The sequence below is a fragment of the Arthrobacter sp. Soil762 genome (genome assembly GCF_001428335.1).
In the GTDB taxonomy this organism is placed as follows: domain Bacteria; phylum Actinomycetota; class Actinomycetes; order Actinomycetales; family Micrococcaceae; genus Arthrobacter.
In genome coordinates this window covers 28,236-46,625 of record NZ_LMSG01000002.1, presented here as the reverse complement: position 1 = coordinate 46,625, position 18,390 = coordinate 28,236, and the positions used below count along the sequence as shown (strand labels likewise).

The following is an 18,390-nucleotide window of genomic DNA, read 5'->3' as shown; positions in this document are numbered from 1 at the left end:
AGTGGTGTTGTCTTACCGGTGCTGCAGGTGGTCGTACTGGACTGCGTGCCGCACGGGGGCGTTGGGGGCGCCGTAGCCGTCGTAGGCGCCGCGGCGTTCCACCATTTCAAAGAACACACTGCCCACTGTGGCTGTGTAGAAGTGGAGGAATTCGCCGTCCGCATCCCGGTCGTACAGCAGGTTCAGTTCCTGCAGCGTGGCCAGGAAGCCCGGCGCCAGCCCGAAGCGTGCGTCCAGGTCCTCGTAATAGTTGGCCGGGATCTGCAGGAATTCCAGGCCGCGGGCCTTGCAGTCCCTGGCGGTGGCCACCAGGTCATCCACGGCGAAGGCGATGTGTTCCTGGTACGTCTTGCGCTGCTGGTTCAGCGGCGCCAGGTTCAGCACCAGCCGCACGGCGCGGTCCCCGGTGGCCATGACCTGCGAGCGGACCAGGCCGGTGGGGCTGGGCACTTCCGCGAACGGCTGCGGCTCCAGCGCGAGGGCGCTCGTGTAGAAGAGGACGGCCTCGTCGAAATGCTGCCACGGCTGGGCCAGGTTGACGTGGTCGATGACGGCAGTCGGGCCGGCGGCCGGCTTTTCCAGCCCCTCCCCGAACTCACTGGTCCAGGCCGCGGTGCCGTCGGAGGTGCCCTGGCACAGGAAGATCTCGGTGGAGTCCGGGGCGGCGAAGCCCTGGAAGACCTCCTCGTTGGCCTGGCTCTTGCGCGGGACCGCGGGGGCCTTCAGCTGCTGGGCGCGGGCGGCGGCAATCACAGGGGAGGCGACGTCAAAGCCAAGGGCAGCAATGGCAGGAGCGGTGGAGTGCGTTGCATCCGCTGTTGAATCGTCTGCTGGTGCGGCCTCGTTGATGATCATCCGGGCGTGGCCCAGGCTCCAGAGCTGCACGTCCTTGGTGCGGTGCCGGCCGTTGAACTCGAAGCCCAGCTGGCCCAGCACCGTTTCCAGTCCTTTGGTGTCCGCGGCCCTGACTTCGGCGAAGTTGTAGCCCGCCGGTTCGGCCACCTGCGGGAGCGTGGCCAGTTCCATGGGATAACGACGGCGGGACGCGGCTTGGGTGCCACCGCCGGCGTTGATTCCGGCGCCGGTCCCGCCGTCGGAAGCAGCATCCAGCCACTTGGCGCTCTGTTCCTCCAGCCAGATGAGCGAGCGCATCGCGTCGACAGCGGTGCGCTCCACATCCGACTGACGGAAGACGTCGTTGAAAATCTCCAGCGACACCGGGCCGCTGTACCCCGCCCGGACCACGTGTCCCATGAACTTGGCAAGCTCGAACTGGCCCTCGCCCGGGAACACACGGTAATGCCGGCTCCAGGAGAGGACATCCATGGAGAGCTTGGGGGCGTCCGCCACCTGGACGAAGAAGATCTTGTCCGGGTTGAAGGCCTCGATGGGGGCCGTGTCCCAGTTGCGGGACAGGATGTGGAAGGAGTCCAGGCAGGTGCCCAGGTTGGGGTGGTCCACGGCTTCCACCAGCTTGTGGGCGTGCTCGTAGTCGCTGACGTACTTGCCCCAGGCCAGGGCCTCGTAGGCAACCTTGACGCCGTGGTCCCCCGCCAGCGCAGCCAGTTGGCCGAGCTGTTCAACCCGGAGGTCGTCGCTGTCGATGCTGGCGGTGGCCACGTTGGAGCAGACCAGGATGGTGTCCATGCCCAGCCGCGCCATGAGTTTGAATTTGGCTTCGGCGCGCCGGAGGTTGGCGGCTACGAGGTCCCCGGACACGCTGTCGAAGTCGCGGAACGGCTGGTAGAGATCCAGGGTAAGGCCAAGGTCAGCCGCCATCTTGCGGACGTCCTCGGGCGTCAGCGGCGATGTGACCAGGTCCTGTTCAAAGATTTCAATGCCGTCAAAGCCCGCGATGGCGCAGGCCTGCATCTTTTCCTTCAGGGTGCCGGAGAGGCAGACCGTGGCGATTCCGGTGCGCATCAGGCAGCCACCTCTTCCTTGGCCACGAGCTCCAGGAAATGGCTGCGCATGCGGTCCGCGTTGGCTTCCAGCCCGGTGAAAATCCGGAACGAGTCCGCGGCCTGGCCCACGGCCATGCGGCCGCCGTCCAGGACCTCACAGCCCTTGGCGCGGGCGCCGCGGACGAGTTCGGTATCGATGGGGCGGTAGACGATGTCCGCCACCCAGTGCCGGGATTCCAGCAGGTCCAGGTCCAGCGGGACGCCCGGGTGGGCGGCCATGCCGACGGGGGTGCAGTGCACCAGACCGTCGGCCAGGGGCATCAGCTGCGTCAGCTCCGCCGTCGTCCGCGCTGTGACGGTGCTGCCCGGGAAGAAGCCTGCCAGCTCTGCTGCGCGTGCCGCGCAGCGGGCGGGGTCCACGTCCACCAGGTCCAACGCCTTCACGCCGGCGGTGAGCAGGGCATAGGCGACGGCGGAACCGGCACCTCCTGCGCCAAGCTGGACAACGCGGTCCAGCCGCGCGCCCGGGAGGCCGGAGGCGAGGGCGGCAGCGAAGCCCGAAAAGTCGGTGTTGTGGCCGATGAACCGGCCGTCCTCGATGACCACTGTGTTGACGGCGCCGAGCCTGCGGGCATCCGGCGAGACCTCGTCCAGGTGCGCCAGGACAAGCTGCTTGCACGGATGGGTGATATTCAGGCCGTTGAAGCCCAGGCTGCGGGCACTCTTGAGCAGGTCCCCCACGGCGTCGCCGGAGAGTCCGAGCTCCAGCAGGTCGATGGGGCGGTAGAGGTAGCGCAGGCCCTGCACATCGCCTTCGCGTTCGTGCATGGGGGGAGTGAGGGACGGCATCACGCCGTCGCCGACCAGTCCCACAAGGTAGGACTCAGTTCGATTGCTCATCCGGGCAGCTCCTTTGATACGACACCCGGGGGCGGCGGCGCTCGGGGCGTCCGCGGCGGATCGGGCGATAGGGATTACAGTACAACAATTGTTCACTTCTCGCACGTATGTTCTACATACGAACATTTTTGGGGCTATTTACCGTTGCGGCAAGCGCGCAGCAAGCTCTGCCGCGGCTTCCTGCAGCAGGGGCACATGGGCCAGCAGGGCTTCCATGCTGAGGCGGAACACGGGAACGGCAGTGGCCAGAGAGGCGAACGCGTGGCCCTGTGAATTAAGCAGCGGCACAGCCACGGCGCGCATGCCGTTCTCGTTCTCCTCGTCCATCACGGCATATCCCTGCCGGTGGACCTTCTCGATCTCCGACCGGAACGCGGCACGGTCCGTGATGGTGTGTTCGGTGAGGGGTTCCAGCTCGAGCTCCTCAAGCAGCGCCGCACGCTCCGAATCCTCAGCAAAAGCCACCAGCGCCTTGCCCACCGCTGTCGCGTGCAGGGCGCCCAGATGCCCGGGATCGCTGGTGACCCGGAAGGTCTGCGGGCCGTCCACCTTATTGACCGTGAGGTGGTGGTGGCCGTCGCGGACACTGAGGATGGTGGCCTCCCCCGTCAGCTCGGTCACGCGGCGCAGGACCGGCAGTGCCGTGCCGGCAAATCCGTGATGGTTGGAGACGCGCTGGCCGAGCTGGAAGATTCGAAGGCCCAGGTGGTAGCGGCGGCCGTCCGGCTCATAGTCCACAAACCCGTCCCGCGTCAGGGATCCCAGCAGGCGGTAGGTGGTGCTGAAGGGGAGGTCGGCGCGCCGCGAGATCTCTGCGGCGCTGGCGCCGCGCGGCTCGTCGCCCAGGAGGACCAGCAGGCCCAGAGCCTTGCCCACCATGTCCGTACGGTCAGCTTTGGGCGTCTTGGGCTCAGTGGCGAGGTCGTCGGGCACTGTGGTTTGATTCACACTCATACGTCGATGTTGCCACATAGTGGAAACTATTTCTAGATGGTGATTATTTTCTTGACAAGTGACTGCGCTCACAGCCATCATTGCTGTATCGCACAAGTAGCTCCCACCATGTGGCTACTAGTCCGGGTCTTTCAACGGACTCCAGCCGCACCGCACCAGGCCTCCACACAGGCAGCTGCGGCTGCGCCCCTCCAGATCCATCCGCGACAACGTCGTCACACCTAAGGAACTCCATGAGCCAGACACTTCCGTCCGCCGGGCCGGGCACCGTTGCCCCGGCCGGGACGCCAAAGAAAGCAGCCCTCGCCAGCTTCCTGGGCAGCGCCGTCGAATACTACGACTTCTTCATCTTCGGTTCCGCCGCCGCCCTGATCTTCCCCACGGTGTTCTTCCCGGACGCAGGGGCCAACGCGGCCGTGATGTCCTTCGCCACCTTCGGCTTCGCCTACGTGGCACGGCCGGTGGGCGCAGTCATCCTGGGCCACTTCGGTGACCGGGTGGGCCGGCGAAAGGTCCTGATGTTCACGCTGCTGCTGATGGGTGCCTCAACGTTCCTGATCGGCTGCCTGCCCGACTTCAACACCGTGGGCTGGTGGGCTCCGGCCCTGCTGGTGCTGGCGCGGCTTTGCCAGGGCCTCTCCGCAGCGGGCGAGCAGGCCGGCGCATCATCCATGACGCTGGAACACGCGCCGGACAACCGCCGCTCCTTCTTCACCTCCTGGACCCTCACCGGCACCCAGGGCGGCCAGATCCTCGCCGCCCTCGTCTTCATCCCCGTCCTCGCCCTTCCGGACGACATCAAGTACGGCATCGGCTGGCGCGTCCCGTTCTGGCTCAGCGCCGTCGTCGTTCTTGTTGCGTTCTTCATCCGCCGCACCCTGCACGAACCGCCGGCCTTCGAGGAAGCCCAGAAGTCCGCCCAGATCTCCAAGCTGCCGGTCGCCGACCTCCTCAAGGACCACTGGCGCGACGTGCTGCGCGTGGTCTGCTGCGCCTTCATCGCCGCCGTCTCCACTGTGTTCGGCACGCTCGCCATCAGCTACGCCAAGACCGTCGCCGGTGTTGACGGCACCACCACGCTGTGGCTGGTGGTCGGCGCCAACCTGGTCGCCCTGGGCACCCAGCCGCTGTTCGGCAAGCTCGCCGACAAGATCGGCCGCAAGCCGGTCTTCATCTACGGTGCCGTGGCCAGCGCCATCCTGACTCCGGCGTTCCTGCTCAGCCTGGAATCCGGCAGCATCCCGCTGATGTTCCTCGCGGCCATCGGCTTCTTCTCCTGCGGCTACGCGGCCTCCAACGCGGTCTGGCCGTCCTTCTACGCCGAGATGTTCAGCACCAAGGTCCGCTTCTCCGGCCTGGCGATCGGCACCCAGCTGGGCTTCCTGATGGCAGGCTTCGCCCCGGCCATCGTGGCGGCGATGGGCGGCATCAAGCCCGGCGGCTGGGTCCAGATCAGCGTCTTCACCGCCATCATCTGCGGCATCTCGGCCATCTCCGCCCTGACGGCCAAGGAGACCTTCAACGTCCCCACCAAGCAGCTCGGCCTGAAGTAACGCACCAGCCCGGTTTTGAGACCGGAAAGCCCGCCATTGCACCAAATGGCGGGCTTTCCCCGTTGAAAAGTGGGCTGTTCCGGCAGCAAAAGTACGACGGCGGACGGCTGGGCGCCTACGGCCGGCCGGTTTCCAGCACCGACGCCAGGTCGAAGTTCACCGGCTCCTCCAGCTGGGCGTAAGTGCAGGATTCGGGATCCCGGTCCGGCCGCCAGCGGTTGAACTGGGCCGTGTGCCGGAACCGGTCGCCCTCCATGTGGTCGTACCTGACCTCCACCACCAGCTCTGGCTTCAGCGGAACAAAAGACAGGTCCTTGCCGGCGCTCCACCGGCTGCCCTCCGCGTTGCGCGGCGTCCGGTCGCCGTCCGCCTGCTTAGCCCAGGCCCAGGGGTGACCGTCGAAGTCCGTGACCAGCGTCTGGAGTTCCTCGAACAGCTCCTGCCGGCGCTTCATGGGAAAGGCGCCGATCACGCCCACGCTCGCCAGGCCGCCGTCGTCTTTGTACAGGCCCAGCAGCAACGAGCCGATCGCGTCCGGTCCGCTCTTGTGCACGCGGTAGCCGGCCACCACACAATCGGCCGTACGTTCGTGCTTGACCTTAAACATCACACGTTTGTCCGGCTGGTAGCTCCCGTCCAGCGGCTTGGCCACAATCCCGTCCAGGCCTGCACCTTCGAACTGCTGGAACCATTGCTCGGCGGTGGCCTTGTCCTGGGTCGCCGCCGTGAGGTGGACGGGAGCCTTGCTGCCCGCAAGCGCCTTTTCCAGCGCTGCCCGCCGTTCGGCGAAGGGCCGGCCGGTGTAGTCGTCGTCGCCCAGGGCCAGCAGGTCAAAGGCCACAAACTTGGCGGGGGTCTGTTCGGCGAGGAGCTTGACGCGGCTGGCGGCAGGATGGATGCGCTGCTGCAGGGCATCGAAATCCAGCCGGTCACCGGATGCCCCCACCAGGACAATCTCGCCGTCCAACACACAGCGGGGCGGCAGGTTTTCCTTTAGGGCTTCCACGAGCTCAGGAAAATACCTGGTCATGGGCTTTTCGTTGCGGCTGCCAATCTCCAGCTCATCGCCGTCGCGGAAAATGATGGACCGGAACCCGTCCCACTTGGGCTCATAGCTGAGGGCCCCGTCGGGCATTCCGCTGACGGCCTTGGCGAGCATGGGTGGGACGGGAGGCATCACGGGCAGTTGCATAGTGCCCATTCTTGCCCGGGAGGCCCGCTGGCGATAGGCCTGAACTGGCACGATGCCCAACTGAAGGTCCGTGAGTGGTTTGACGCGTGGCATTCACCGCAGCCCGTGGTCCCGGCGGAAACGAATCGATCGCGGAGAACTAACCGGCTCCTAACGTTGAGGAAACCAGAGCGCAACATTGCCCAGCCACACTGGAAGTGCCGGCAAGCGCAGGCACCAGCTCCAGCCAGGAGGCCCCCATGTTGAAGGAAGCCAAAGCCCATGTAACAAGAGTCCGCGCCCTGGACCAGCTCCACCGCGGCGATGAAATCGAGGCCCGCCTCTCCGTAGGCCCCAGCTACGACGACGTGGTCATCCGCCGTGGCCGTGTCCAGGAGACAGCACCGGGAATCGGCGTTGTCTGGATCATGGACCATCACACCGGTTCGCGGAAAGCGATCAATACGGACGAATGCAGCGTCTGGCGGATTGCCTGACCGCGTTTTGGGCCGCTGGCGCAGCACCACTTGCGGAATCTTGCACCCTTGAATCTTGTACTCCGGAGTCTTGCATGACGACGGCGGGCGCAGTCAGTCAGGACTGCCCGCCGGACCGCCCAAGAGATACTTCGGCCCTAACCTCCGGCCACCGACTGGATGACCAGTACCTCCTGGCCGGGCGACACCTCGGTTTCCAGGCCCTGGAGCCGGCGCACCTCGTCACCGGCAACGTAAATATTCACGTAACGGCGAAGCGCCCCGATTTCGTCCCGCAGCCGCCTGGCCAGCACCGGGTAACCCCCGGTCACCGTATCCAGCAGGCTTCCCACAGTCACCGTCGCGTCGGCGGGCGCAGTCAGGATGGACTGCCCGCCGGCCAGCGGCTGGAGAATGCTGGGTAGTACCACGCTGATGTCAGGCACCGCGGGCCGCTGCCGTTTCCGGAACCGGCAATCCAGCCGTAGAGACTACGGCGGCGCGGACACACAGTACGTCGGGGAGATGGCTGACAACCTCAGCAAACGTCTCCCCTTCATCCGCGCTGGCGTAGACCGTGCCGCCACGGGTTCCAAAGTAGACGCCGGCCGGCTCGGATGAATCCACGCCCGCGGCGTCACGGAGCACACTGTTGTATTCGCGCTCGGGCAGGCCCGTATCCAGGCGCTTCCAGGTGGCCCCGGCATCGTCCGTTCGGTGCACCGCAAGCTTCCCGTCCGGCGGGATCCGCTCGCCGTCGGCCTTGAGCGGGACAACCCAGGCGGTTCCTTCCCGCCGCGGGTGAGTCAGCATCACAAAACCAAAGTCGGCAGGAAGGCCCTCTGCGATGGAGTTCCAGTTTTCGCCGTTGTCATCCGTGCGGTAGACGCCATGATGGTTCTGCGCGTAAAGCCGTCCTTCCACCGAAGCATCCGACGCGATCTTGTGGACGCACTGGCCGAACTCAGGATTGGGGTCCGGCATGAAGTAGGCCGAAATACCCTTGTTGCGGGGCTCCCAGGACTCACCGCCGTCGAGCGAGCGGTACACACCGCCGGTGCTCATGGCGACGTGGACGTTGTCCCCGGCCGGATTCACCACGATGGAATGGGCGGCGGCGCCGCCGTAGCCCGCACCCCAGTCGCTGCGGTGAGGGTGGTCCCAGAGCCCGCGGTTGAGTTCGAAATGCTCGCCGCCATCGGTGGATTTCCAGACCGAAATCGGTTCGGCACCTGCCCATACCACCCCTGGCCGCGACTCTGCGTCCGGGTAGATCTGCCAGATGCGCTCCACGGCCGCGCCGGTGTCTTCCGGAAACGTGATGGCGCCCTGTTCAGGTTCGGTCCAGGTGGCGCCGAGGTCATCGGAATGGGCCACAGTGGGGCCCCAGTGCTCGGACCTGACGCCCACCATGATCCGGGTACGGCCGTCCCGTGTGTCGATCCCGATGCTGGGGATTTCGCTCATCAGGAAATGCGGGCCGGAGAAGGACCATTGCTTCCGGTCCTGGCTGGTGGCCAGCCAGAGGCCTTTTTTGGTCCCGATCGCTAAGACAAAGTTCTCTGCGGTTGCCATGCACCCATGCAACCACCCCGGCCGGAGGGCTGCAACGCTTTTCTTCGCTATGTGGACTGGTCCGAGGGGACTGTTCCGGGTGTACTGGTCCGGCGTGGCCGTGCCGGCGGCGCCAGGGGCGTCCGGTCAGTCGACGAATTCGGACTGGGTCTCGATGAAATCCCAGTCGGCTTCGGTGAGGACAGCCACCGGGGTATCCGGATGCGGCCCCCCGGCTTCGGCGATGCCCTGCAGCACCGGCAGCGGCAGTTCCGCCGCACGTAGGTTTTCTCTCAGCCATTCCTTGGTTTGCAGGTCCAGATCCAGCCACCACATGTAGATTTCCATGCCGGTCACGCACCTTTCGTATGCTCCAACGTTAGGCGCCGCCCTGTCCACGTTCAAGGGTGGAAAACTCCAGTAGCGGGCTCCCATTTCCGGGTACATGCAGGTAACTCCGCAGGTCAAAGGCGGAAAAAGACGAGTACCCGCTACTGGCGACGGCGCCCAGGCGGCGCCCCTAGCCTGAAGCCACAAGCAAAACTGATCATGCTGCTGGGGGCATTCAGAACCGCCGCTTCTCCCCCGCCGCCATGGTCCTTTCGGAAAACCCTGGGGAGACGAAAAACCATGAAACGAACATTCGCAACTTTGGGAGTGGTGGGGCTGGCAATGCTCAGCGTCACGGCCCCGGCCAGCGCGGCAGACAACTTCGAACTCTGCCACAACGGCCACACCATCAGCATTGACCTTAGCGGGGTGAACGGCCTGGGTGCCCATAGCGGTCACTCAAGGGACATCATCCCGCCCAACCCGCTGCTGCCTGGCGGATTGAACTGGGACGAACAAGGGATGGCGGACTTTGACAATGACTGCGAGGCCGCGACGCTGCCGGTTGTTGTTCCGCCGGTTGTGGTGGTCCCACCGGTTGTTGTTCCGCCCGTCGTCGTGGATCCACCGGTTGTTGTGGATCCGCCGGTTGTTGTTCCGCCCGTTGTCGTGGACCCACCGGCAGTGGTGGCTGGGACCGCCGGCGCGGTCACACCGGCTGCGCAGACACCCGCACCGAAGGCAGCCGCCGCAAAGGCGCCCGCCGCAGCAGCAGCCGCTGTCAGCCAGGGCACCAACGAGGGCTTCAACGCGCAAACCGCCATCGGCGGATCAGATGAAAGTACTACCTGGCTGGCCGGTCTGGGCGTCCTGCTAGGTGCGGGCGCTGTGGTCGCAGTGCGCCGCAAGTCCCGGACGGAATCGCCGACGGCGGGCTGACGCCCGCCAGAGCCTCCGGGGTCTGTTACCGAGGGCGTCCCGCCAAAACCCGGCGGGACGCCCTCGGCGCAATTTCAAAGCGGGCGCACCCTCCACCTGCTGAACGCAAGGCGTCTGAACGCAAAGGAACATCATGTCCAAGCACTCCAGCACCCGCGTCGTCCGCCGTGGCGTTCTGCGTGTCCTGGAAGTACTGCGCGTCCGGGGATGGAACCGTGGAGATCTGGCGATCCTGCTGTGCGGAGTCCTGGGTTTCCTGTCCCTCACCTTCGGTGCACCCCTGCTCAAGCACGGGGAAGCCGCCGTCCCCACAGCGGAACTGTCGGCACCGTTCCGGGCCACGCCGTCGTCCGCTCCTTGGCCGCTGTCCGGCACGGGCGAAGCTCCGGGGGCAGCTCCAAGGACGGCAACAGCCCCGGGCCCAGACGCCACCGCCCCCGGCCCGGCCTTGCCGGAAGCCTCTGCACCCCTGCGTATCCTCTATCCCGCTGCGGCAATCGACACGGCCGTCCATCCCCTTGAACCGGACGCCTCGGCCGTCGCCACCCGTACTGTGGAGCCGCCCACCACCATGGACGGGTATTGGCTGACACCGTTCGGGACTCCCGGCAACGGGTCGGGCAACACCACGTACATCATCGGACACAGCTGGGAGGGCCGGGACGCCCCGTTCAACCACCTCAGCTCCGCTGCCGTCGTCGGCGACACCTTCGACGTCGTCACCGCGACCGGCACCATCCCTTACCGCGTGGACAGCGTCACCACGTACCTCAAGGACAGCCTCAAGGACAGCCCCATCTGGGACATGGTGCCCAGCCGTGTGGTCCTGATCAGCTGCTACACGGAAGACCCGTGGGGCAAGAACGTGGTTGTCTCGGCGTCGCCCGCTGCCGCCTGACACGTCCACGCGCCGTCGGCCCTGTTCAAGTGGCTCCGCGCAGGCACAGAATGGTCCTATGAGTCCCGAACGATTCAGTGGTCCGTCTCCGTTGCTGGTGGGCGTGTTGCCCCATCAGCACCCGGAAGTGCTGAAGACCGCCACCTTTCTGGCGGCCAAACTGGCCGTGCCGTTGATGTGTGCCTATGTCGACGAGGCCAGCTACCTGGTGGAATGGGATCCCACCAGATCCGCACACCGGCTGTCGCTGCACCCGGACAAGGACGACGACGACATCCGCTCGGTCACCACGGAACTCAGGGGCGTGATCGCGGAAGCCGTGGCCGACGCCGCGACGCCGGCCCCTCCCGTGGACTGGACGCTGCGGACCCTGGCGGGGGATCCGGGCCGCGCCCTCGCCAGGCTCGCCGCGGAAAGCAACTCCCCCATGATCATTGTGGGAACGTCGGAGCGCGGCCTGACCCACCGGATCTCCGAGATGCTCAACGGATCAGTGGGACTCTGGCTGACGCACCATCAAAGCCGGCCGGTGCTGGTGGTTCCCTATCGGAGGCCGGCGCATCAGGACGATGCCTAAGCCGTTACCTGAGCCGGCTGCCTCGCCCCACTCGGGCGGTTTTCGGGTGACCGAAATAATAAAGCGAAAGTAGTTATTCGAGGTGGTAGCGGACAGCTGTACTGGCAAGTAAGCTAATTCAAGCAGAAGGATCCGGCTGTAGCGGCCGGGTGGATCTGCCCAAAAGCTGCTCCGGAGTGCGTATCCCCCAATAACGCACTCCGGAGCTTTTTTGTGCGCTCCCACATCGGCACCCACCCAAGCCCGTGGCGCTCATCCCCGAATTTGATACCCCCAAGGGGTACTTGCTCTATACCCCCATAGGGTATATGTTGGCAGCATGGAACCTCTGCAGGAAACCTTGACCACACACGCCGACGCCGACCCGGCGCCTCCGCATGGCTATACCGCCAACAAAGAGGCATACCTACGCAGGCTCAAACGCATCGAGGGCCAGGTCCGCGGGATCGCCCGGATGGTGGATGAGGACAAATACTGCATCGACATCCTGACCCAGGTCGCCGCGGCCACCAAGGCCCTGCACGCCGTGAGCCTGGGACTTGTGGAAGAGCACATCGGCCACTGCGTCGTAGGCGCCGCCGGGGAACCCGATCCTGCCCTTCGCGCTGAGGCCATAGACGCCAAAGTCAAAGAAGCTACAGAGGCCATCGGCCGCCTCCTGCGCTGACCAACTACCACTGACCACCTGCCACCCATTCACGGCCGGCCACCGCCGGCCCCGTTAAAGGAGCCAGCTATGAGCACCACCTCCACCACCGTCAACGTGTCCGGCATGACCTGCGGCCACTGCGCTTCGTCCGTCAGCGAGGAACTTGAATCCCTCGCCGGGGTTGAAACGGTCGACGTCGAACTCAACGCCGGCGGCATTTCCACCGTCACCATCACCTCAAGCCAGGAACTGTCGCCGTCCGAGATTGGCGAAGCGGTAGCCGAAGCCGGCTACCTGGTTGTAGCCAACGACGCGTAACGCCGTCCGATCGGGGGATCCCACATGAGTACAGACCATCACCAGCCCCAAAGCCGGGTGGTTGAACTGGATATTGAGGGCATGACCTGTGCCTCCTGCGTGAACCGCGTGGAAAAGAAGCTGGGCAAGCTCGACGGCGTCGAAGCCTCCGTCAACCTGCCGCTGGAATCCGCCCACGTCACAGTCCCGGCCGGCATCACGGACCAGCAAATAGTGGACACAGTCAACGCCACCGGTTACAAAGCAACGGTCCGCCCCACGCGCTACCCGAGCCAAAGTACCGACGCCCACGAGCACCACGCCACCGATCACGAAACGGAACACGACCACAGCGGCGACATGAGAGACATGCGGCAGCGTGCGTCCAAGCGAGGCACGAGCGAGCACGCCGAGCATGCGTCTCATGGCGCCGCGTCAGACGACCGCACCGACCACATGCAACACGGCCCGGCCGCCGCCAAGCTACGCCCGCGCCTGATCGTGGCCGCGATACTGACGCTCCCGGTCCTCGCGATTTCGATGGTTCCGGCCCTGCAGTTTCCCAACTGGGGCTGGGTAGCCGGGACCTTGGCGCTTCCGGTGGTCAGCTGGGCGGCCTGGCCCTTCCACCGCGCGGCGGCCGTCAATGCGCGCCATCTGGCGTCCACCATGGACACGCTGGTCTCGATCGGCGTCGCTGCCGCCTACCTGTTCAGCCTCTGGCAACTGGTCCTGGATCCCCGGATGACCGAGCACCTGGCCATGGAGGGGATGGAGTCCGCCGGCCTCTACTTCGAAGTGGCCGCCGTGGTCACCACTTTCCTGCTCCTGGGCCGGTTCCTCGAAGCCAGCGCCAAGCAGAAGGCGGGTGACGCCCTCAAAGCGTTGCTGAACCTCGGCGCCAAGGACGCCACCATCCTGCACCACGGATCCGAACATAAAGTCCCCGCCGATCAGCTCCGCGTGGGAGACATCGTGGTGGTCCGCCCCGGCGAAAAGATCGCCACCGACGGTGAGGTGATCGACGGCGTTTCAGCCGTGGACGCCTCGCTGCTGACCGGCGAATCCGTCCCGGTGGAGGTGGAACCCGGCAGCAAGGTCACCGGTGCCACCATCAACACTTCCGGCCGGCTGCTGGTCCGGGCCACCCGCGTGGGTGCCGAAACCACGCTGGCGCAGATGGCCCGCCTGGTCTCGCAGGCACAGACCGGCAAAGCCCCCATCGCCCGCCTCGCCGACCGGATCAGCGCGGTGTTTGTCCCGATTGTGCTGGCCATCGCTGTGCTCACGTTTGGGCTGTGGCTCGCGTTCAGCGGCCCGGTGATTGAGCCTGCCGAGCTCAGGGCCGCCTTTACCGCCGCGGTCACCGTCCTGGTCATCGCGTGCCCGTGCGCCCTGGGCCTCGCCACTCCGGTGGGACTGCTCACCGGAACCGGCCGGGGTGCCCAGCTGGGCATCCTGATCAAGGGCCCGCAGGTCCTCGAAGACACCCGCACAGTGGACACCATCCTGCTCGACAAAACCGGCACCGTCACCACCGGAAGACTCGCCGTGGGCAGCACTCTCACGTTTGACGGTTACCAGGGCACCGACGTGCTGCGGCTAGCCGGCGCCGTGGAGGCGGCATCGGAGCACCCGATCGCACACGCCATCGCGGCCGCGGCCGTTGAGGCGCAAACCGGGAACGACGACGGCGGGCGGCTTCCCGCCGTCGAACACTTCCGTTCGGCACCCGGCGGTGGAGTGGTGGGAACCGTTGATGGGCGCGTGGTCCTGGCTGGCCGGACCGGCTGGCTCACGGAGAACGGCGTCCGCCCTTCCGGCGCGCAACTGGAGGCGCTGGCCGCCGCGGAAGCCACCGGTGCCACGGCCATCTGGGTAACGGTGGACGGTAGCCCTGCCGGCATCATCAGCCTCCGTGACACCGTGAAGCCAGGATCCGCGGAGGCTGTGGCAAAGCTGAAGAGGCTGGGGCTGCGCCCCATCCTGCTGACCGGGGACAACGCCGCGGTGGCCGCGCAGGTCGCTGCCGCCGTCGGCATTTCCCCTGACGATGTTTATGCGGGTGTCCTGCCTGCCGGGAAGGTGGACGCCGTCCGTCGGCTCCAGGCGGGCGGGGCCATTGTGGCCATGGCCGGCGACGGCGTGAATGACGCCGCCGCGCTGGCGCAGGCTGACCTGGGCATCGCCATGGGATCCGGTACGGATGTGGCCATCGAGGCGGCGGACCTTACCGTCATGGGAAACGATCTGGGACAGGTGGCACAGGCCATCGAATTGTCCCGGCGTACGCTGGCCACCATCAAGACCAACCTGTTCTGGGCGTTCTTCTATAACGCCGTCGGCATTCCCGTGGCCGCCCTTGGCCTCTTGAACCCGATGATTGCCGGTGCCGCGATGGCGGCGAGTTCCGTCCTGGTGGTGGCAAACTCGCTCCGGCTGCGCAGCTTCGGAAAGTAGGCAGCGCCCACTCCAACCAGGTAGCGCTAACTGTCGTTATGGACGCTCAAAACGACTGTTGGCGCTACTTACTTGAGGGGAAGCGCCGCTCAGGCGGTGCCGAAGCGCACGGCCGCGCGGGCCCTGGCCTTGGCGGCCTCTTCGTCCCGGTGCTTGGCGGGAGCGTGAGTGACCAGCGAATCCAGCAGGTGTTGGGTGATGTGGGCGATCTCATGCACCGCCGCTTCGAAGGCGTCCTCGTTGGCCTTGGACGGCTTGGTGCTGCCGCTGACCTTGCGCACATACTGCAGCGCGGCGGCATGGACTTCCTCAGACGTGGCATGGGGTTCGTAATTGTGGAGGGTTCGAATATTCCGGCACATACGCCCATGCTAGGCTCTGGAACGCCTCGGATCGACCCCCAACCGTGCGGTGATCGAGCTTGTTGAGATTCAACCACCGGGTGCTGTGGCCCATGGGGAGTGGTGCATGGGCAGCGGTGCCCATCGACAGCATTTTGGGGCCGGGATAGGTTCGAGGTATGGATCTTCCGGATCAGCCGGGGGCCGCTGGGGATGCCGATCTGGATCGGATCCAAGACTAACGAGGAGAAAACTGATGGCTATGTGGGGCGCAGATGTAGAACAGCTCAGGACTCTTGGCAGCAAGCTGCAGGCCGGTGCCGGCGAGATCGAGCAGCAGAGGTCCAACCTCTCCCGCGTGCTGGACAGCACCAACTGGAAGGGCCCGGACGCCGACCACTTCCGCGGCGAATGGTCAGGCACCCACACCGCGGCGCTGAACCAGGTCATCCAGGCGCTGAAGGATGCCGGCCAGAAGGCCACCAAGAACGCCAACGAGCAGGACCAGGCTTCACGCTAACCGCAGAAGCCGTACTGTGAGGGCCCGGACACAACACAGTGTCCGGGCCCTCACGGCTTTTAACGGCGGGGCGACGGCGGGGCGACGGCGGGGCGACGGCGGGGCCCCGGCCTGTGGCACCTGCCCTTTAGGGCAAGTCCTTCAGGGCAAGTCCTTCAGGGCAAGGCAGCCGGCACTCAGGGCACCGGCTCGACGTCGTTCGCGTGGTCCAGCGGGGCTGGCGCACCGACAGTTGCAGCGGCTATGCCGGAGCGCAGCTCGTCCAGCCGGACCAGAACCACCCCGCCGACAATGAGGACGCCGCCCAGGAGCTGGATGGCGCCGGGCAGCTCACCCAGAAGCAGCCAGGCCCAGGTCACGGCGAACAGCACTTCGGTCAGCGAGACGAAGGATGCAACCTTGGAGCCAAGGGCGCGGGCAGCGACAATGCCGGAAACGTACGCGAGGACTGTTGCCAGGATGACCAGGCCGCCCAGGGAGACCCACCAGGGCGTGATCCAGGGGCCGAGCCTGGTATCCGCGGTGCTGAAGGCCATGGGAAGCAGCCCCGTGGCGGCCGCCAGCCACATAACGGCTGCCCCCACCAGCAGCCCGGCGGACGCCAGGACGATGGGCGGCAGGGAATCATTCTCCTTGGCCGTGATGAAGAAGTAGATGGCAAGGCATACGGCAGCGGCCACCCCCCACAGGACCCCGATGATGTCGATCTTGACCGTTCCGGTGAGGTCCAGGACGAGGACCAGGCCGCCGAGCGACAGCACTGTTCCGCCGAAGGTCAGCGCCCGTGGCCGCTTCTTGCTGGCTCCCCATAGCCAAAGGACGATGAGGACGGGAGCCAGGTATTCAAGCAACAGCGCTACACCCACGGACAGGCGGGCCACCGCGTTGAAGTAAAACAGCTGGCACGCGGCCACGCCGATCAGGCCGAAAAGACCGATGGTGACCCAGTTGTCGCGCAGCTGGTACCACCGTCCGCGCAAAGCCAGAACGGCAGGAACGGCGAGGATCAGCGCGGCACCGGTCAGGCGGGCCGTCACGGCAGCGCCCGGGGACCAGCCGGTTTCCAGGAGCGCTTTGGCGAAGGAGCCGGAGAGCCCGAAGACGGCAGAAGAGAACAACGCGATTCCAAGGCCGGAGCCAAGGAATCCGCCCGCGGCTGCGGGGTTTGGGGCGGCAGTCACCGACGCCTCCTGTCAGGAGTAAAGTGGGGTAATGGTCCTGACATTACGCCCCACCTCAGTAAGGAGTCAAGATGGTCTTTGCCCCTGACACCGAAATAGCCCTGCGCGCCGTCGTCAACCTGATCAACACCGCCGCCAACGGACGCGAATCACTCGCCACGGTGGCGGACCTGGATCATTTCCTTCAGTCCGAGGGGTTCAGTGGAGCCCGCGCCGGCGATGCGGCGGAGCTGTCGAGTGTCCACGAACTGCGGGGGCGGCTTGCCGCCCTATGGACTGCAGACGAAGACTCTGCTGTGGCGGGCGTCAACGGCCTGTTGCGCGAGGCCAACGCACTCCCCCAGCTGATGAAGCACGATGAGTGGGACTGGCATCTGCACGCCACTGCCAGGGACGCGCCGCTGGCAGAGCGAATGGGCACCGAAGCCGCGATGGCCCTGGCGGACGTCATCCGGAGCAAGGAGATGGACCGCATGCTCGTGTGCGAGGCCGAGGACTGCGATGCCGTGGTCCTGGACCTCAGCCGCAACCGGTCGAAACGGTACTGCGACACCGGGAACTGCGCCAACCGCGCGCATGTGGCAGCGTACCGAGCGCGGCAGGCTACTGTTCGCTAGGAAGGACTGGAGCCGGTACTGTCAGCGTCCGGAGTCTCAGGGGCGCCGCCGGCCTGGCTGGGGCCGTGTCCCCCGAATCCGTGCGACGGTTTCCGGGCTGAACTCAGGTTGACGCCGGATCCCTTGCCCAGGTGTTCGGAGTTCTCCTTGTGGCTCATGGCCAGCATGGCCGCGATCACCAGCGTGACGATGAACGCGATGCCGGCGCCCGTGAAGGCGAGGTCGAACCGCGGGGTCTTCGAGCTGCCGCCGGAGGCGAAGATCAGCACCGTAACGAAGGCGAGGACGGCCCAGAACGCAGAAAACATCAGCGGCCCCTTCACCGAGGTCCGCAGCTTGCGCGGTTTTCCTGGTTTCTGGTCTGCCAAGGTAGTTCCTCTCCTACAGCCATGCCGAAGGGCGTGCTGGTTCGAATGTGTGCGGGGTTGTTCCGGGCGCGTTTTCTACGCCGGGTAGAACCTTTCGCTTCTAGTTTACGGCTTCGCGGAGGCGGGCCGGGAATCGTGCCTTAGAGTCAGCCCCGACAGGACCCAGAGCACACCGGAGATGATGGCTCCGCCGCCGGCGACGCCCAGCAGGGCATGGGCTCCGAGGCTGATGAAGAAGGGCAGGATCGCCGCGGTGCCAAGCCCGATGATGCCCGAGGCCAGCCAGTCGCGGCCCAGCACGTGCCGGCCGCGATACTTGAGGCCGCAGTACAGCTCCACGGCTCCGGCCAGGCCAAGTCCCACTGCCGCAACGACGCCGAAGACGCGGTCCCCGTGAAGCAGCGCCAAGGCAACACCGGCGCCTGCCAGGGCGGCCCCTGCAGCGGAGAGGATCTTGCCGGGCATGCCGTCACGCGCGTAGCCGGTCTTCGGGATGGCCCAGAGCAGCAGCAGGCCCGTGACCAGCAGATACAGGCCGCCCGCCCAACCCATGACCTGGACCGATGGTCCGGCCCAGAAAATGGTCACGGCGCCGAACACCAGTGCGGCCACGGCCCGGAGGAGTACCGGCTTCCACAGGTCTGCCTGCTGGGCGGTGCCTGCGGGAGCATCGATGGGTGTCAGTGGTTGGTTCACCGGTC

General features: G+C 66.0%; 21 protein-coding genes. 10 read left to right on the top strand and 11 right to left on the bottom strand.

The window, feature by feature from the left end; translation table 11 throughout:
* Positions 1-12: 12 nt before the first annotated feature.
* From ASG77_RS04800 to ASG77_RS04790, 3 genes are all read right to left on the bottom strand, one after another.
* The gene (locus ASG77_RS04800; RefSeq protein WP_056341798.1) at positions 13-1,923 is read right to left on the bottom strand and encodes a bifunctional sugar phosphate isomerase/epimerase/4-hydroxyphenylpyruvate dioxygenase family protein; all 1,911 of its coding nucleotides are present in this window, start codon (positions 1,921-1,923) and stop codon (positions 13-15) included.
* A complete protein-coding gene (locus tag ASG77_RS04795) occupies positions 1,923-2,804 on the bottom strand; it encodes a shikimate dehydrogenase (protein ID WP_056341793.1) in 882 nt (293 codons plus the stop codon). The genes ASG77_RS04800 and ASG77_RS04795 overlap by 1 nt, the downstream gene beginning before the upstream one ends.
* 138 nt (positions 2,805-2,942) lie before the next feature.
* Complete coding sequence (locus ASG77_RS04790; protein ID WP_056341790.1) at positions 2,943-3,758, bottom strand: IclR family transcriptional regulator; 816 nt, start codon at positions 3,756-3,758, stop codon at positions 2,943-2,945.
* Between the two features lie 233 nt (positions 3,759-3,991).
* Here ASG77_RS04790 and ASG77_RS04785 point away from each other — a divergent pair, with 233 nt between their 5' ends.
* Entirely contained in the window at positions 3,992-5,311 is a 1,320-nt protein-coding gene (locus ASG77_RS04785; protein ID WP_056341788.1) for an MFS transporter, read from the top strand.
* Positions 5,312-5,426: 115 nt separating this feature from the next.
* Here the strand turns inward: ASG77_RS04785 and ASG77_RS04780 are convergent, their stop codons facing one another.
* Positions 5,427-6,503: an ATP-dependent DNA ligase gene (locus ASG77_RS04780; protein ID WP_056341785.1), complete on the bottom strand. Its 1,077-nt coding sequence runs from the start codon at positions 6,501-6,503 to the stop codon at positions 5,427-5,429.
* A gap of 239 nt (positions 6,504-6,742) precedes the next feature.
* Between ASG77_RS04780 and ASG77_RS04775 the strand changes: the two genes are divergently transcribed.
* On the top strand, positions 6,743-6,979 hold the full coding sequence (locus tag ASG77_RS04775) for a hypothetical protein (protein ID WP_056341782.1): 237 nt from the start codon (positions 6,743-6,745) through the stop codon (positions 6,977-6,979).
* A gap of 137 nt (positions 6,980-7,116) precedes the next feature.
* Here the strand turns inward: ASG77_RS04775 and ASG77_RS04770 are convergent, their stop codons facing one another.
* The 3 genes from ASG77_RS04770 to ASG77_RS04760 all read right to left on the bottom strand — a co-directional run bounded on the left by ASG77_RS04770 (position 7,117) and on the right by ASG77_RS04760 (position 8,860).
* Complete coding sequence (locus ASG77_RS04770; RefSeq protein WP_056341779.1) at positions 7,117-7,404, bottom strand: MoaD/ThiS family protein; 288 nt, start codon at positions 7,402-7,404, stop codon at positions 7,117-7,119.
* Positions 7,397-8,533, bottom strand: a complete 1,137-nt coding sequence (locus ASG77_RS04765) for a WD40/YVTN/BNR-like repeat-containing protein (protein ID WP_200950658.1) — start codon at positions 8,531-8,533, stop codon at positions 7,397-7,399. Before ASG77_RS04765 ends, ASG77_RS04770 begins: the two co-directional genes overlap by 8 nt.
* A 126-nt stretch (positions 8,534-8,659) precedes the next feature.
* Positions 8,660-8,860, bottom strand: coding sequence for a hypothetical protein (locus ASG77_RS04760; protein WP_056342139.1), 201 nt, complete (start codon positions 8,858-8,860; stop codon positions 8,660-8,662).
* Positions 8,861-9,142: 282 nt separating this feature from the next.
* Between ASG77_RS04760 and ASG77_RS22110 the strand changes: the two genes are divergently transcribed.
* The 6 genes from ASG77_RS22110 to ASG77_RS04730 all read left to right on the top strand — a co-directional run bounded on the left by ASG77_RS22110 (position 9,143) and on the right by ASG77_RS04730 (position 14,662).
* Positions 9,143-9,781 (top strand): LPXTG cell wall anchor domain-containing protein, encoded by a 639-nt coding sequence (locus ASG77_RS22110; protein ID WP_162254917.1) that lies wholly within the window; start codon positions 9,143-9,145, stop codon positions 9,779-9,781.
* Between the two features lie 133 nt (positions 9,782-9,914).
* Positions 9,915-10,679 (top strand): class F sortase, encoded by a 765-nt coding sequence (locus tag ASG77_RS04750; RefSeq protein WP_235564326.1) that lies wholly within the window; start codon positions 9,915-9,917, stop codon positions 10,677-10,679.
* 58 nt (positions 10,680-10,737) lie between these two features.
* On the top strand, positions 10,738-11,256 hold the full coding sequence (locus ASG77_RS04745; protein WP_056341774.1) for a universal stress protein: 519 nt from the start codon (positions 10,738-10,740) through the stop codon (positions 11,254-11,256).
* Positions 11,257-11,575: 319 nt separating this feature from the next.
* Complete coding sequence (locus tag ASG77_RS04740) at positions 11,576-11,923, top strand: metal-sensitive transcriptional regulator (RefSeq protein WP_056341771.1); 348 nt, start codon at positions 11,576-11,578, stop codon at positions 11,921-11,923.
* A gap of 69 nt (positions 11,924-11,992) precedes the next feature.
* Positions 11,993-12,223, top strand: a complete 231-nt coding sequence (locus ASG77_RS04735) for a heavy-metal-associated domain-containing protein (RefSeq protein ID WP_056341768.1) — start codon at positions 11,993-11,995, stop codon at positions 12,221-12,223.
* A gap of 24 nt (positions 12,224-12,247) precedes the next feature.
* Entirely contained in the window at positions 12,248-14,662 is a 2,415-nt protein-coding gene (locus ASG77_RS04730; protein ID WP_056341766.1) for a heavy metal translocating P-type ATPase, read from the top strand.
* Between the two features lie 89 nt (positions 14,663-14,751).
* Here the strand turns inward: ASG77_RS04730 and ASG77_RS04725 are convergent, their stop codons facing one another.
* Positions 14,752-15,024: a DUF2277 domain-containing protein gene (locus tag ASG77_RS04725; protein ID WP_056341763.1), complete on the bottom strand. Its 273-nt coding sequence runs from the start codon at positions 15,022-15,024 to the stop codon at positions 14,752-14,754.
* Positions 15,025-15,259: 235 nt separating this feature from the next.
* Between ASG77_RS04725 and ASG77_RS04720 the strand changes: the two genes are divergently transcribed.
* The gene (locus tag ASG77_RS04720; protein ID WP_056341760.1) at positions 15,260-15,523 is read left to right on the top strand and encodes a WXG100 family type VII secretion target; all 264 of its coding nucleotides are present in this window, start codon (positions 15,260-15,262) and stop codon (positions 15,521-15,523) included.
* Between the two features lie 176 nt (positions 15,524-15,699).
* Here the strand turns inward: ASG77_RS04720 and ASG77_RS04715 are convergent, their stop codons facing one another.
* Positions 15,700-16,704, bottom strand: coding sequence for an EamA family transporter (locus ASG77_RS04715; protein ID WP_056341757.1), 1,005 nt, complete (start codon positions 16,702-16,704; stop codon positions 15,700-15,702).
* Positions 16,705-16,775: 71 nt separating this feature from the next.
* Between ASG77_RS04715 and ASG77_RS04710 the strand changes: the two genes are divergently transcribed.
* Positions 16,776-17,321 (top strand): CGNR zinc finger domain-containing protein, encoded by a 546-nt coding sequence (locus ASG77_RS04710; RefSeq protein WP_056341755.1) that lies wholly within the window; start codon positions 16,776-16,778, stop codon positions 17,319-17,321.
* Here ASG77_RS04710 and ASG77_RS04705 read toward each other — a convergent pair.
* Both ASG77_RS04705 and ASG77_RS04700 read right to left on the bottom strand, forming a co-directional pair.
* Entirely contained in the window at positions 17,318-17,689 is a 372-nt protein-coding gene (locus tag ASG77_RS04705; protein WP_056341752.1) for a hypothetical protein, read from the bottom strand. The two genes, ASG77_RS04710 and ASG77_RS04705, sit on opposite strands and share 4 nt — an antisense overlap.
* A 105-nt stretch (positions 17,690-17,794) precedes the next feature.
* Positions 17,795-18,385, bottom strand: coding sequence for a hypothetical protein (locus ASG77_RS04700; RefSeq protein WP_056341749.1), 591 nt, complete (start codon positions 18,383-18,385; stop codon positions 17,795-17,797).
* Positions 18,386-18,390: the final 5 nt, after the last annotated feature.